The sequence below is a fragment of the Pseudomonas sp. AC242 genome (genome assembly GCF_979258655.1).
The window spans coordinates 5,836,963-5,851,489 of record NZ_OZ409873.1; the positions used below are offsets into that span (position 1 = coordinate 5,836,963).

The window sequence follows — 14,527 nt, forward strand, 5'->3', positions numbered from 1 at the left end:
GTAGGAAGTCGCAAACGCTTGAATTGAAGTGCTTACTGACTAAGCCGGACCTGCAGCGAAAACCCGCCAAAATAATTTCAGGCAACGCGCTCCAGCGTCACCCACCAACGCGTGCGATAGCGCAATTGCACCGGCAACGTCTGCGGCAGAATCGCCAACAGCTTGTCGGTGTCTTCCAGGCGGAATACGCCGGACAGACGCAACTCGGAAACGTCAGACGCACAACTCAGAAAGCCCTGACGATAACGGCTGACTTCGCTGAGAAAATCACCCAGACGCATATTGCGCGTGACGATCAAGCCGTCGACCCAAGCGCCAGCATCCATAGCCAGCGGCGGTGCAGGGCGAACCCGATGGTGATCGATCAGATAACTCTGCCCGGCCAATGCTTCCACCGAAGTGCCGCCGGAGCGGATCGCAACCTGACCATGGGTGACGCTGAGCCGAGTGCAATCATGTTCCTGACGCAGGATGAATCGGGCATCGAAAGGTTCATAAGTACCGTGACGGTTTTGTATCCGCAGCGGCCGATCAGACGGCGCGCCCTCGTCGGAGCCGCCACAGGTGACAATAATTTCGCCGCGCGTCAGTTTGATCAGCCGCTGCTGTGCGGTGTAATCCAGATCCACTGCACTCGCGGTGTTCAGTTCGATCCGCGTGCCATCCGGCAACTGAAAGCCGCGCCGCTCGCCCGTCGCCGTAGCGTAATCGGCGCTCCATTGCTGCCACGCGGCCGTGTCTTTGGCCAGCCACGCGGCGGAGCCCATCAGCAATGCGCCAGACAACAGCTTCAAGGCCTGTCGCCGGCCAAGACCCTGAGCACTGTTTTCCAGGGTGTTGAACGCCACTTGCGCACCGGGCACCGCACGCAGGTTATTGCTCAACTCGGCTTGCAGCGACTGCACCCGTTGCCAGGCCAGTTCGTGCTCATGGTGTTCGGCGCGCCACTGTTCGCACTGGCGATTCAACCGCGGGTTGCCATGGTTGTTGCGCAAGCGCAGCAGCCAATGGATGGCTTGTTTGACTACGTGCTGTCGAGGCTCGGCGCGGCGACCGACTGAGACGTTATCCACCGGCATCAGCTTTCATACCGCAGCACATAGCAGTGATACAGGGCGTCGGCGACGTAACGTTCAACCGAACGCAGGGAAAGCCCCATCTGTTCGGCGATCTGCTTGTGGGTTAAACCTTCGCACTGCGCCAGCAGAAAGGCCTGACGCACTTTCGGCTTCAGTCCTTCAAGCATGCGCGCGATGCTCTCCAGCAATTCGATCACCAGCGCCCGGGCTTCGGCACTCGGTGTTTCTGCTTCAGGCAAATGGGCGATCGTTTCGAGATAGGCACGTTCGATTTCCTCTCGGCGCCAATGATCGATCACCAACCCACGTGCAATCGTGCGCAGGAAGGCGCGAGGCGACTTGAGTTCGAGGCGTTCGGTGCGCTGCAGCAGGCGCAGGAAAGTGTCCTGCGCCAGATCCGCCGCATCTGCCGCATTGCCCAGCCGCTCGCGCAGCCAAGCGTTAAGCCAGCCGTGATGACTACTGTAAAGCGCCTGTACTGCAAACTCAGGTGAGGACATCAACGCCAACGTCACAAATGATAATTACTCGCATTGTCATCAAGGGTTACGAAATTTGCAACTGCCACCCGAACATCAACCCTGAAAAACATCGGGGCGAACGCTCTGGCACGCCGTTCGGCGGGAATCCTGCAGAAACGCCATCCATTTCCCGCTCAACCCTAAGATTTCTCCGACACGTGCCGACAGACTGGTGAGACATGCGTGCACCAAATCAGAGCAGCCGTTAGAACGCTGCCTGCGCTGTACATGGAATGTTGCATCCGGAACGCATCCCCACTTTTGGCATAAGAAGTCCCATGAAATGAATCTCAAGTTCAGCCATAAAATCCTGTTGGCCGCCTCGGGCGTCGTGGTCCTGGCGTTCGCGCTGTTCACCCTCTACAACGACTACCTGCAGCGAAACACCATTCGCCAGAACCTTCAGTCCTCCGTGCAGCAGGCCGGTGACCTGACCGCCAGCAGCGTGCAGAACTGGATGAGCGGGCGGATTCTGGTGCTGGAAAACCTCGCGCAGAACGTTGCCCATCAGGGCAAGGACGCGGACTTCCCGGGTCTGGTCGATCAACCAGCGTTCACTTCGAACTTCCAGTTCACCTACGTCGGTCAGGCCAACGGTGTGTTCACCCAGCGTCCTGACGCGAAGATGCCGGACGGCTACGACCCGCGTCAGCGTCCTTGGTACAAACAAGCCGTGGTCGCTGACAAAACCATGCTGACGCCGCCGTACATGGCAGCGGTTGGCGGGTTAGTGGTAACCATCGCCATGCCGGTGAAAAAGAACGGCGAGCTGCTTGGCGTGGTCGGTGGTGACCTGAGCCTGGAAACCCTGGTGAAGATCATCAACTCGGTGGACTTCGGTGGTCTTGGCCACGCGTTCCTGGTCAGCGCCGACGGCCAGGTGATCGTCAGCCCGGACAAAGATCAGGTCATGAAAAACCTGAAAGACATCTACCCGAACACCAGCGTGCGCATCGAGAAGGGCAACCAGAACGTGGTGCTCAATGGCCAGGAACGTATTCTGTCGTTCACCCCGGTGAGCGATCTGCCGAATGCGCAGTGGTACATCGGTCTGTCGATTGATCGCGATAAAGCCTACGCCGCACTCAGCCAATTTCGCACCTCGGCGCTGATCGCGATGTTTGTTGCTGTGGCTGCGATTGCGCTGCTGCTGAGCCTGTTGATCAATGTCCTGATGCGTCCGCTGACCACCATGGGTCGTGCGATGCAGGACATTGCTCAGGGCGAAGGCGATCTGACCCGTCGTCTGGTGGTTGAGAGCAAAGACGAATTCGGTGAATTGGGCAGCGCATTCAACCAGTTCGTTGAACGGATTCACGCGTCGATTTCCGAAGTGTCCTCGGCAACCCGCCATGTGCATGACTTGTCGCAGCGCGTGATGGCGTCGTCCAATGCTTCGATCGTCGGTTCCGACGAACAAAGCGCGCGCACCAACAGCGTGGCTGCCGCGATCAACGAGTTGGGCGCCGCCACTCAGGAAATCGCGCGCAACGCCGCCGATGCTTCGCAACACGCGAGCGGCGCCAGCGAGCAGGCTGATGACGGTCGTCAGGTAGTCGAGCAGACGATTCAAGCGATGACCGAGTTGTCGCAGAAAATCAGCCTGTCGTGCACGCAGATTGAAACCCTGAATGCCAGCACCGACAACATCGGCCACATCCTTGATGTGATCAAAGGCATCTCGCAACAGACCAACCTGCTGGCGCTCAACGCGGCGATCGAAGCTGCGCGTGCCGGTGAAGCCGGGCGTGGTTTTGCGGTGGTGGCGGACGAGGTGCGTAACCTCGCCCATCGCACCCAGGAGTCGGCGGAAGAGATCCACAAGATGATCACGTCGTTGCAGATCGGTTCGCGCGAAGCGGTGACCACGATGAACGCCAGTCAGGCGTCCAGCGAGCAGAGCGTGGAAGTGGCCAACCAGGCCGGTTTGCGTCTGGTCAGCGTGACCCAGCGTATCGGCGAAATCGACGGGATGAACCAGTCGGTGGCAGCGGCGACCGAAGAGCAGACCGCCGTGGTGGAAACCCTCAACGTCGACGTTAACCAGATCAACCTGCTGAACCAGCAGAGCGTCGCCAACCTCAATGAAACGTTGAAGGATTGTGATGCGTTGTCGCAGCAGGCTAACCGTCTGAAGCAATTGGTCGACAGCTTCAAAATCTGACCGCGTTATCGTTCTTCGCGAGCAGGCTCGCTCCCACATTTGGAATGCATTTCCCTGTGGGAGCGAGCCTGCTCGCGAAAGCGGTGGTGCATTCACCGCAAAGCCGAAGCCTTAGACAAACAGCTTCAGCACATTCCCCATCGCATCATCCGCAAACCCCTGCACAAAATCCTTGAACCCCGGCAACGCCTCCTCACCGCCCGAAGCCGGCTCGGCAATGATCGTCCAGGTTGCCCTGGATTTGCCTGTGCCCAGCGCTTCCACATTCATCGCCGCCCACAGATTCGCCACCCCCAACGTGTTGTAAATCGTCGTCCAGGTCATGCTCCGCGCGTGTTCATCGCGGGAGTCGAGTTGCTCGACCACGAGGTTGCCATCCTTGAAGCATTTTTTGCGCAGCGAAGACACGCCCTCGCCGATTGTTTCGATGTGCGACAGCGCTGGAATGAAACGGTCGAAACCGGCGAAGTTGCCCACCACCGCCCAGACCTGTGCGGCGTCCGCCGACACTTCTACCGAAGACACAACGTGGCAGCCATGGGGGTTTTTGATCAGGGTATCGGGTTGCAGAGTGCTCATGGTGTTGCTCCTTTTTGTTGGATCAGATGAAGTTGATTTCTTTCAGGTAGTCGCAGCCGCGACGCAGCAGCGCCGGGGATTTCTGCGGGTAATGCGCGCCCATCTGCTGTACGCCGGCTTCAGCGTTGGCGTGGCCGATCAGGGAGATGTCGCCGATGTCTTCTTCAAAGCCGTTGAGGTAGAAACCGAGCACGCCGAACAGCGCGTTATCGGCGTCGACACGCCCGAGTTGCTGCTGCCAGTCGGCGACGCTGACCAGCGCGAACTCGCTGCCGGTTTCGCGGAACGAAGCGACGTAGGCGTCCCAGCTCAAAGGCTCGGGGTTATGCAGATTGAACACCGCGCGGTCGGGCGAATAACGGCTGGCGTGGAAGGCGATGAAGCGGGCGAGAAAGTCCACCGGCATCAGGTCGAAATTCAGCGCGAACGCCGGTACCTGGCCGAGCTGGATCGAGCCTTTGAGCATCAGCATCAGACGGTTTTTGTGCGGCTGACAAACGCCGCTCAAGCTGTTGAAACTGATGTTGCCGGGGCGGTACAGATTGACCCGGACGCCGCGCTCCCGCGCTCGTTCGAGGATGCGCTCGCCGACCCATTTCGACAGGTTGTAGCCGTTGCGAATGTAGATCGGCGGCGTTTGCGCGGCAGGCAATTCCAGCACTCGCCCCGCATCGTCGACCGTACTTGAAGCCGACAGCGTCGAGACGAAATTGAAAACCTTTTTGCTCTGCCCTTCGCACAAACGCAGCAGCGCAAAAATCGGCTCGACGTTGTCTGCCGCCAGGGACTCGTAATCGAGTACGTGATTGACGTTGGCGGCGTTATGCACCAACGCGCCGAACTCACGATCGAGGCGCTGATAATCGTCGTCGTCCAGGCCCAGTTGCGGGCGTGTGATATCTGCCGCGTAAACCCGCACGCGACTCAGATCCAGATGCTCCAGACGGTTTTCCCGCAGTGACTCGGCAAAGCGTTGCGCCGCCGTTTGCCCGCCGCCATCGCGCACCAGACACGCCACTTCGCTGGCGCCCCAGCCGAGCAGCGCCTCGACGATGTGCACGCCAACAAAACTATTGGCCCCGGTGACGATGACCTTGTGCACATCACCCATGTGACTGATCGGCAGTGGCTCGATATCCAGTGCGCGCTCGGCGTCGGCCATGGCTTGAGCGCTGAGCACCGTGCTGTCATCGGTGCCGCGCACCAGCGTCGCGAGTTTGATGATGGTCGGCAGTTCGATGAAGCGATTGATCGAAATGCTGCGACCGAACTCCTCACGCAGCCGCAGCAACATTCGCGACAGCAGAATCGAGTGACCACCGAGATTGAAAAAGCTTTCGTCGGTGGAAACGTCGCTGGTTGGCAGCTCCAGCAGCTCCGCCCAGATCTCCAGCAGCAGTGCTTCGTCGGCATTCGCCGGCAGGCATTTTGGCCCGCTGTCCTGCACGCTCACTGGCAGTGCGAGCAGCGCTTTGCGGTCGACCTTGCCGTTGCTGGCGAACGGCATGCTCGACAGTTCAGTCCACGCCACGGGTTGCATGTAGTCGGGCAAAAACTGCCGGGCGTGGGCCTTCAGTGCTTCGCGCGCGGTGTCCGATTGCGGCTGGGCGAGGAACGCCAGAATCCGTCGCTGACTGTCGATCACCACTGCGATTTGCCGGTACAACTGGCTCTCGCGCAGGCAACGTTCGATCTCTTCCGGCTCGACCCGGAATCCACGGATCTTCACTTGGTTATCGCGCCGTCCGCACAGCTCGATACCGTGCTCGCCCCACTTGGCCATGTCGCCGCTGCGGTAGGCGCGCAGCGTTTGGCCGTCCGGTAATTTCAGGTTCAGATAACGTTCGGCGGTCTGCTGAGGATTGTTCAGATAACCGAGGCAGACACCGGGACCAACGATGAACAATTCGCCGACGGTGTTCTGCGGTACCGGTTGCAAATCATCATCGAGAATCAGCACTTGGCTATTGGCGATCGGCGCACCGAGGCTGCGGTTGCTGTCGCCGGGTTTGAGTTGCCGCGCCGTGATCAGCACCGTCGCTTCGGTCGGGCCGTAAAGGTTGTGCAGCGTGCCCTGACGGGTCAGTTGTTCGATGACGAACGGCTCGCAGACGTCGCCACCGGTCATCACTTGCACACCTTCCAGTTGCTCCAGCGGCAGGATGCTCAACAGCGCTGGCGGCAGGAACGCGTGGGTCAATTGCCGGCGGCGGATCAGCGCGACCAGTTGCAGCGGATCGCGCCGTTGCGTGTCGTCGGGCACCACCAGTTCGGCGCCTTCGAGCAGGGTCGGGAAGATGTCGATCAGCGACGAATCGAAGCTTAGCGACGAGAACTGCAAGACTCGACTTTCTGCCTGCAACTGCACGTAATCGGCGTACCACGCGGTGAAGTGCGCGAGGTTGGCCTGGCTGAGCAGCACACCCTTCGGATGGCCGGTGGTGCCCGAGGTGTAGAGCGCCATGCACGCTGCATCAAGTTCGGGGCGGCGGCGCATCAACGGTTGGCTGAGATCTGCCTCAGCGCTGTCGATGCGGCTGACGTCCAGCCCCGCCATGGTTTTGCCAAGCGGATGCTCGCCGTCATGCAACAACAGCAGCGCGCCTGCGTTTTGCAGAATGTATTGCTGGCGCTGCAACGGATGACTCGGCTCCAGTGGCAAATACACCGCGCCGCTGCCGAGGACCGCCAGAATCGATGCGAACAACGCCGGGCTTTTCGGCAGGCAGATGCCGACCACCCACGGTTGCGGATGTTGCTCGAGCAAAGGCAGCATTTGCTGTTGAATCGCGCGACTGTAGTCGTGCAACTGGCTGTAGCTGAGCGACTGTTCGCCAAGGTGCAGTGCCGGCCGTTCGGCGTGGCGAATCAAGCTCTGTTGCAGACGCTCGATGACTGGCACTTGCGCCTGTTTCAGCAGCGCCACATTCGCGGTGTCGTTGCGCTGATGGACGTAAGCCAGGTTGTCGAGAAACAGCAGATTTTCCATCCGCTCGAAATCCGGCGCCGGCACAGATCCGGCCTGCTGAAGATACTCAGCGTCACGGGAGAAGCGGCTGACCAGCAACGCCACTTCGTCCACCACTTGGGTCAGCACCCGCTGTCGCAATGCCTGACCGTTTCCCGATGGCTCATCGGCAATCGGCACGCGGCTGATCAGTGACGAGCCAAGAAAACACAGCAAATCGAGTGACGGCAAACCGCCAAGGCTCTGCACGCCAACACCCAGACGCAGATGCAGATGCGGGATGGCGCAGAAGTCGCCAGCGCCAATGAAGCCATCGTCGATGATCAAATCCACCGTCGATGCCGCAACGCCGCTGCGCTGCAAGGAGTGACCGTGTTGTTCCAGTTCCTGCGCCAGGTCGGTCATGGCCTGGCTGGCGCCAATCAGCAAAATGTCGAGACGTTTCATGTCGGCCTCCTTGTCAAACCAGGTAATCGCGCAAGGCGTGCTGCACGCAGGGCGTGTCGAGCAGCGAGCTGTTGTGGAAGAACTTGACGATGTTGCCCACCAGCGGATGGTGGCGATTGATCGGAAAGGCCAGCCCGGCCATTTCATCCCTGAGCGAACGGCGCGTCGCCTCGCTGACCGGCAGTGCGTCGATCAGGCGCAGATCGAAGGCTTTCTGGATGTCGTTGGTCAGGTAGTGGCCGATGAACACCGGCAGAATCTGCGCGATGGTTTCGCGATCCGCCGCGTTGGCGGTGTGCCAATAGATACGCACCATCCGCGCCCAGAAACTCGAATGACGACCTTCGTCGAGCAAGTGATCGGCCATCAGACCTTTGATCGACGGCTTGACCGTGTCATCGCGGGCGAACGCCGCGACATCGCCGGTCACGGTGTTTTCGGCGATGGCCACGCAGATCAATTCCACCGCGCTGCGCAGGTGCTCCGGTGCCAGCGCTACAGCCGCAGGAATCGCCCGGCTCAACTCGATCTCATCGGGCAACTGAATCGGCTCGATGCCGGTCATCGCTACCGTTTGCTGCATGAAATCCATCGCCACCAGCGCGTGATAATCCTCATCGACCACCACGGTCATCGCGTCGTAACGACAGGCAAACGGGAAGGCCACGGCGAAGCGGTTCTTGGCGATGCTGCGTGCGGTCTTGTCGACGATCTCGGTTTCGAAAATCACCACGTCGTTGATGAACTTGTACAGCGTCTGCACCAAGGCGAAATCACGCTGTTGCGGGCACTCGCGCAGGAAGGTTTCACTGAGCACCAGTGGTTGGCGGCTGAGCGGGTAGATCAGGCGTTCATCGTCTTCCAGCACGCGTCGGGGGCGAGTGCGGATGGTGGCGCGGTTCTCCCAGGCGTCGGCAAAGGATTGATAGTCGGCGGCGTTCATTGGGCCACCTCCGCCAACGGTTCGCGCATGCTCAGGCGCAGGCCGTCCCACAGGGCGATGCGACTCTCCACGGCGGCGATGGCGCTGGCGTAGACCTCGGCCTCGCGCTGCGGATCGCCGGCGACCAGGCGTTCGAGCAGGTGTTCTGCCGCCGGGCCGTGGTCTTCGGAGTCGACCTCGATGTGCCGTTCCAGGTAGTAACGGAAGGTCGGTGCCTGTTCGATGCCGATGCCCCAGTCGTCAAGAATGCGCTGGAACATGGTCGGGATCACACTCTCGCGACCGTGCAGAAACGCCGCCGCCACGCTGTGTCCTGGTGCATGCAGGGCGGTACGCAAGGTGTCGCGGACAAATTGCGCAGCGGCCGGATCCACCTCGACGCTTTGCAGCGCAACGTCATAGCTCACCCCTTCCTGTTGCAGGGCGACAAAGCGCTCCACGGCCGTGGTACTCGCGCCGATTTCGCGCATCGCATCCAGGTACAACTCGAAATGGCTGTAATGACCCTCCGTCAGGCGATCATCCGATTCTTCACCCAGAACGATCTCGTTGATCAACCGGGCGGCGTGAGGGTCACGCGGCGGTAACCACGGCAAACGGGTGCACGTCAGCTCCTGCTGCAGGCGTTTGGTCAGCGACATGAAATCCCACACGGCAAACACGTGGGTTTCCATGAAACGACGCAAGACCGTTAGCGAGGTGATCTCGGAAAAGATCGGGTGAATGCTAAGTTCGGCTTTCTTCAGGGCGAGTTGGTTCTTATTGGGCATCATGATGTCCTTTATCGTTGATATGTAATGGAACTGCTCTGGAAACTGCGCAATCAATGAAACGACGACTTACTTGTTTTCTGTCGACGGACGACAGCCTTCTTTCCTGATGGATAAGTGCGGATCGATATACCTGTGACATGGCCTCATGTCTGCCCATAAGGCGCTGCTGATGTACCGCAGGCATTGGGCTGATGCCGAGTTGAAGGGCGAAGTTCAAACTTGGCGAAGAAAAGCTAATACACAGACAAAGTAGTTAACAAGTATATTTTTAATTATTTTAAGTTTGCTATTTTTTGAAGTTGAGTTGTTCCGATAAAACTTGTGGGTAAAGTTTTATTTGGGCGTAGTTGCTCCTTTCGGCGAATAACGGCCAAAATTGATCGACAAGAGTGAATGCCTCACTCGAAGCAACTTTCCAGCAATAAGAATTGAATGATTTAAAAGGGGCGGAAGTTGGCCGTGACCCCGCGCCATGACTTCCTTTTTCCCGTGGCAAGGCTCCTTCCGTAGGTTCCTGGTGCGGGGACTGCGCCGTCAGGGCGGCGCGTCGCCCGTTCTTTATGGGGTTGGCCGTTCAAGAGTGCGGGTAAATGAGCGCCACGGCTATTACCGATTCGTCATCGGCACGCTGCAAATGCGGACTGATAGGCGCGGAGGAGGTTAGAGCGGGCACGCGGATCCGCCCACCTGAGGGCGGGCAGATCGCTTGGGGATTTGTAAGCGGGTGATTCGTGGGAGGTGCGCGCTCAGCGAGCGGCTTTGCGGCTTTGCGCGGCGGGGGTAGCGAGATAACGGGTAATCACCTCGACGCCCCGATTAAGGTGCTGCTCGAGGAGTTTGATTGACAGTTCAACGTCACGATCCTGCACGGCTTGCAGCATTGCCCGGTGATCGTCCTGGGACAGTTTGCCCAGGCCCATGGCCTCAAGGTTGAAACGCAGAAAACGTTCCTCTTCGTTGAGTCCGTCTTCGACCAGTCGCAGCAAGCGTTTATTGGGCGCTTTGCAGTACAGGGCCATGTGGAACAAACGGTTGAGCCGGCCGATTTCCGTGTAGTCGTGTTGCGCTTCCAGCTCTTCGATGTAACCGGCGGCGCGTGTGTGATCGGCCGAGGTCAGCTGCGGAATCGACTGGCGCATGGCTTCGGATTCGAGGAGGATGCGCAGCTCGTAGGTTTCGGTGGCATCGCCTTGAATCAACGGCGCAACCACTGCGCCTTTATGCGCGGTAACGCTCAGCAGTTCCTGAGCTTCGAGCTGGCGCAAGGCTTCGCGCACCGGCATGCGGCTGACGCCGAACAAATCGGCCAGATCCTGCTGGCGCAGCGCCGTGCCGCAGGGCAGACGCCCATCGAGGATTGCCGAGCGCAGGGTTTCTTCGATCACCGACCGGGCCAGATGCGCAGGAATCGGTCCATCGACTTTAATGCTGTGCAGCGGTTTGGGCTTCTGTGTCACGACTACGCACCCTGTATGTCGGCCTGATTTGGATCCAAATGACACTAGTGATTGCTCTACAGGTTGTCAAACCTTGTAAAACATTGGGTGCCAACTGAAGTTTAGCGTGTCGCCGATGATCTCATGGTGCCATTGTTTTTTGCCGGGCTAAGCTTCACCATCAAACGCTTTCCTTCCTGCCCCCGGAATTCTGCTGTGGCGGTACGTTTCGCGATCCCCCGGACACTGCGCTGGCTAGGCTGCGCACTGCTGCTGGCCGGCGTCATGCTGGGCGGTCTGCATGCCGATTGGGATTTTTCCACGATCAGCCGCAAAGCCACGGCGCTCTATGGGCCGCTGGGTGTCGGGCAGCAGCGCATCGATGCCTGGCAGAATCTGTTGGCTACGCAGAAACAGGTTAGCGAGATGGAAAAGCTCAAAGTGGTGAACCTGTTTTTCAACAAACAGGTGCGCTACGTCGAAGACATCGACCTGTGGCACGAGGTCGACTATTGGGAAACGCCGATCGAGGCGCTGTGGAAGGGCGCTGGCGACTGCGAAGACTATGCGATCGCCAAGTATTTCAGCCTGCGCCATCTCGGCGTTTCCAGTGACAAGCTGCGCATCACCTATGTCAAAGCGTTGCGCCAGAACCGCGCGCACATGGTCCTGACTTACTATGCCACCCCCGATGCCATGCCGCTGGTGCTCGACAGCCTCATCGATCCGATCCAGCCGGCATCGCAGCGAACCGATTTGCTGCCGGTCTACTCTTTCAATGCCGAAGGTCTGTATTTGCCGGGCGCCAAGGGCAACAAAAAGGTCGGTGATACCAAACGCCTGTCACGCTGGCAGGATGTCTTGAAGAAAATGCAGGCCGAAGGTTTCCCGGTCGAGACGACTAACTAGGAGCACGCGCTCAGATGTCTTTGTTCAAACAGCTGTTGATCGCTATCTGTCTGTTCCTGGTGGTCGCCTTCACCGGCAGCTTCATGGTCAGTCTGGAGAGCTCGCGCACCCAGTACGTCAACCAGTTGCGTTCCCACGCGCAGGACGCCGCGACGGCGCTGGCCTTGTCGCTGACGCCGAATATCGACGACCCGGCGATGGTCGAGTTGCTGGTCAGTTCGATTTTCGACAGCGGTTATTACGCGAGCATCCGCGTGGTCGATCTGAAGACCGATCAGACTATCGTCGAGCGCAATGGCATTCCGGCGGTCAGCAATGTGCCGGACTGGTTCGTCAAGCTGATCGGTCTGGAACCGGCTGGTGGCGACGCGCTGGTCAGCCGTGGCTGGGAGCAGGCGGCGCGGGTCGAAGTGGTCAGCCATCCGATGTTTGCCGTGGCCAAGCTGTGGCAGAGCGCGTTGGGCAGCCTTGGCTGGTTGCTGATCTGCGGCGCAGTGAGTGCGGTGCTCGGCGCATTGCTGCTGCGCCGGCAATTGAAGCCGCTGGATTACATGGTCAAGCAGTCTCACGCCATCGCCCGTCGCGAGTTTCTCAGCCTGCCTGAATTGCCACGCACGCCTGAGTTGCGTCGCGTGGTGCAGGCGATGAACCAGATGGTCGAGAAGCTCAAGGCGCTGTTTCAGGAGCAGGCCGAGCGCAGTGAAAAACTGCGTGCCGAGTCTTATCAGGACAACCTGACGGGGTTGGCCAACCGGCGTTATTTCGAGATGCAGTTGAACAATCGGGTGAGCAATCCGGAGCAGGCCAGTTCTGGTTATCTACTGCTGTTGCGGGTCAAGGATCTGGCCGGGCTCAACCAGCGTCTGGGCGGTCAGCGCACCGATGAACTGTTGAAAGCAGTCGGCGAACAGTTGTCTCGCGAATGCGCCAAGTACCCGGAAACCCAGAACCTTGTCACGCGGATTCGTGGCGGTGAGTTCGCTGTGCTGGCGCCGGGGCTGGTTCGAGAAGAAGCGCTGCAACTGGCGCAGAACCTCGACAATGCCTTGAGCAGTCTGCACGCCACCGGCGCGACCGACGTCGCTGCCGTGGCGTCGATCGGCCTGGCGCCCTTCACTCACGGCGATTCGCCGCAACAGGTGCTGACCCTCGGTGATCAGGCGCTGGCGCAAGCCGAAGGGCAGGGCGAGCAGAACTGGGCGTGCATCGATCAGAGCCTGACGGCGGATGTCGGCGACGATCACCACGCCTGGCATCGTTTGCTCGATCAGGCCTTGAGTCAGCAACGTTTCGAGCTGTATTTCCAGCCGGTGGTCGCCGCCGCAGACACGCAACTGGTGCTGCATTACAAAGTGCTCTCGCGCTTGCTCGATGATCAGGGCCAGACCATCCCGGCCGGGCGTTTTCTGCCATGGCTGGAGCGCTTCGGCTGGACCGCGCGGCTGGATCGCCTGATGCTTGAGCGCGTGCTGGAGCAGATGAAAGAACATGAAGATTCGCTGGCGCTGAACCTGTCTTCGGCGACCCTGGCCGATCCGCAGGCGTTGAACAAAGTCTTCGAGATTTTGCGCGCACATTCCAACCTCGGCGAGCGCCTGACCCTGGAAATCGGCGAGGAGCAATTGCCGGAACAAGCGGTGCTCGAGCAGTTGACCCGGCGCCTGCGCGAACTGGGCTTCTCACTGAGCCTGCAGCGCTTTGGTGGTCGTTTCAGCATGATCGGTAATTTGGCGCGGCTGGGGCTGGCGTACCTGAAGATCGATGGCAGCTACATTCGCGCGATTGATCAGGAGAGTGACAAGCGGCTGTTCATCGAGGCTATCCAGCGCGCGGCGCACAGCATTGATCTGCCGCTGATTGCTGAGCGGGTCGAGACGCAAGGGGAGTTGGCGGTGATTCGCGAGATGGGTTTGTATGGGGTTCAGGGGCAGTTGTTGGGTGAGCCGAAGCCTTGGCGGTGAGTCATTGCAAAAGCAACCCTCACCCTAGCCCTCTCCCGGAGGGAGAGGGGACTGACCGTGCGATATTGATGTAATACGCCGACGTGAAAGAGCTCCGCTGAATCCATAATCGACTTATAGCGCCAGACACCTCGGTTGGCCGCTCTCCCTCCGGGAGAGGGGGCTGAATCCATAATCGATTCGATTTCTCAGGTCGATCTATAACGCCAGACACCTCGGTCGGCCCCCTCTCCCTCGGGGAGAGGGCTGGGGTGAGGGTAGGCTTTTGATTACGGGGGGATCAGATCAATCCGCCCTCATCCTCATCGATCAACTGACTCAATCCGCCCAACGCTTCCCGCGCCTGGGTCCGGTCCATCAGTTTGGCCTGGGCCGCCGGTGGCAGGTCGGTGACGCGGATCACGCCTTTCTGGGTCAGCACCTGAATCAGGTCGTCGAGTACCCGAATCATTTCAAAGTCGCTCTGCTTGAGCTGTTTGAGGCTGGTTTCCACCACTTCATTGGCGAACCAGGCCTGGATTTCATGGCTGTCGGCCGGCAGCGTTTCCGTGGCCTCGGCGTAGGCCGCGGCTTCCACGCGAATCAACAGACCTTGCGCATCGCGTTGCACGTAAAACATTGAGCATCCCTCAGAAATGAACCAGCGTCATGCTGTCAGCAGCATAGCCAACTGCGCGCGAGTATGCGGGGCGGCGACGCGATCGTCACCGGTCCGGTCAGCACAAACGTGACGGCCGCCCCATTGGG

At 59.6% G+C, this 14,527-nt stretch carries 11 protein-coding genes; 3 read left to right on the forward strand and 8 right to left on the reverse strand.

Annotated features, from left to right (window positions below; all coding sequences use genetic code 11):
* Positions 1-77 precede the first annotated feature (77 nt).
* Positions 78-1,079 carry a FecR domain-containing protein gene (locus ACZZ0A_RS26375; protein WP_007918973.1) on the reverse strand — a complete coding sequence of 334 codons (1,002 nt, stop codon included), beginning with the start codon at positions 1,077-1,079 and terminating at the stop codon, positions 78-80.
* Positions 1,079-1,579, reverse strand: a complete 501-nt coding sequence (locus ACZZ0A_RS26380) for a sigma-70 family RNA polymerase sigma factor (protein WP_463543927.1) — start codon at positions 1,577-1,579, stop codon at positions 1,079-1,081. The genes ACZZ0A_RS26375 and ACZZ0A_RS26380 overlap by 1 nt, the downstream gene beginning before the upstream one ends.
* A gap of 304 nt (positions 1,580-1,883) precedes the next feature.
* Here ACZZ0A_RS26380 and ACZZ0A_RS26385 point away from each other — a divergent pair, with 304 nt between their 5' ends.
* Entirely contained in the window at positions 1,884-3,764 is a 1,881-nt protein-coding gene (locus tag ACZZ0A_RS26385; protein WP_095113874.1) for a methyl-accepting chemotaxis protein, read from the forward strand.
* A 111-nt stretch (positions 3,765-3,875) separates the two neighbouring features.
* On the opposite strand, the gene ACZZ0A_RS26390 is transcribed toward ACZZ0A_RS26385, so the two are convergent.
* From ACZZ0A_RS26390 to ACZZ0A_RS26410, 5 genes are all read right to left on the reverse strand, one after another.
* Positions 3,876-4,343, reverse strand: a complete 468-nt coding sequence (locus ACZZ0A_RS26390) for an SRPBCC family protein (protein ID WP_463543928.1) — start codon at positions 4,341-4,343, stop codon at positions 3,876-3,878.
* Between the two features lie 22 nt (positions 4,344-4,365).
* Positions 4,366-7,758 carry a non-ribosomal peptide synthetase gene (locus ACZZ0A_RS26395; protein ID WP_463543929.1) on the reverse strand — a complete coding sequence of 1,131 codons (3,393 nt, stop codon included), beginning with the start codon at positions 7,756-7,758 and terminating at the stop codon, positions 4,366-4,368.
* Positions 7,759-7,771: 13 nt separating this feature from the next.
* Positions 7,772-8,701, reverse strand: coding sequence for a diiron oxygenase (locus ACZZ0A_RS26400; RefSeq protein ID WP_007918981.1), 930 nt, complete (start codon positions 8,699-8,701; stop codon positions 7,772-7,774).
* Positions 8,698-9,471, reverse strand: a complete 774-nt coding sequence (locus ACZZ0A_RS26405; RefSeq protein ID WP_371857972.1) for a DUF3050 domain-containing protein — start codon at positions 9,469-9,471, stop codon at positions 8,698-8,700. The genes ACZZ0A_RS26400 and ACZZ0A_RS26405 overlap by 4 nt, the downstream gene beginning before the upstream one ends.
* 749 nt (positions 9,472-10,220) lie before the next feature.
* Complete coding sequence (locus ACZZ0A_RS26410) at positions 10,221-10,931, reverse strand: GntR family transcriptional regulator (protein ID WP_007918983.1); 711 nt, start codon at positions 10,929-10,931, stop codon at positions 10,221-10,223.
* Between the two features lie 195 nt (positions 10,932-11,126).
* On the opposite strand from ACZZ0A_RS26410, the gene lapG reads away from it, so the two are divergent.
* Complete coding sequence (lapG, locus tag ACZZ0A_RS26415; RefSeq protein WP_007918984.1) at positions 11,127-11,819, forward strand: cysteine protease LapG; 693 nt, start codon at positions 11,127-11,129, stop codon at positions 11,817-11,819.
* Positions 11,820-11,833: 14 nt separating this feature from the next.
* Positions 11,834-13,780, forward strand: coding sequence for a cyclic di-GMP receptor LapD (lapD, locus tag ACZZ0A_RS26420; RefSeq protein ID WP_007918985.1), 1,947 nt, complete (start codon positions 11,834-11,836; stop codon positions 13,778-13,780).
* Positions 13,781-14,060: 280 nt separating this feature from the next.
* Here the strand turns inward: lapD and ACZZ0A_RS26425 are convergent, their stop codons facing one another.
* A complete protein-coding gene (locus tag ACZZ0A_RS26425; protein ID WP_007918987.1) occupies positions 14,061-14,399 on the reverse strand; it encodes a hypothetical protein in 339 nt (112 codons plus the stop codon).
* Positions 14,400-14,527: the final 128 nt, after the last annotated feature.

Bases quoted from the DNA above. Each gene is read 5' to 3' on its own strand.
- ACZZ0A_RS26405 (WP_371857972.1), bottom strand. From the start codon at position 9,471: ATGCCCAATAAGAACCAACTCGCCCTGAAGAAAGCCGAACTTAGCATT.
- lapD (WP_007918985.1), top strand. From the start codon at position 11,834: ATGTCTTTGTTCAAACAGCTGTTGATCGCTATCTGTCTGTTCCTGGTG.
- ACZZ0A_RS26380 (WP_463543927.1), bottom strand. From the start codon at position 1,579: ATGTCCTCACCTGAGTTTGCAGTACAGGCGCTTTACAGTAGTCATCAC.
- ACZZ0A_RS26400 (WP_007918981.1), bottom strand. From the start codon at position 8,701: ATGAACGCCGCCGACTATCAATCCTTTGCCGACGCCTGGGAGAACCGC.
- ACZZ0A_RS26385 (WP_095113874.1), top strand. From the start codon at position 1,884: ATGAATCTCAAGTTCAGCCATAAAATCCTGTTGGCCGCCTCGGGCGTC.
- ACZZ0A_RS26390 (WP_463543928.1), bottom strand. From the start codon at position 4,343: ATGAGCACTCTGCAACCCGATACCCTGATCAAAAACCCCCATGGCTGC.
- ACZZ0A_RS26425 (WP_007918987.1), bottom strand. From the start codon at position 14,399: ATGTTTTACGTGCAACGCGATGCGCAAGGTCTGTTGATTCGCGTGGAA.
- ACZZ0A_RS26375 (WP_007918973.1), bottom strand. From the start codon at position 1,079: ATGCCGGTGGATAACGTCTCAGTCGGTCGCCGCGCCGAGCCTCGACAG.
- ACZZ0A_RS26395 (WP_463543929.1), bottom strand. From the start codon at position 7,758: ATGAAACGTCTCGACATTTTGCTGATTGGCGCCAGCCAGGCCATGACC.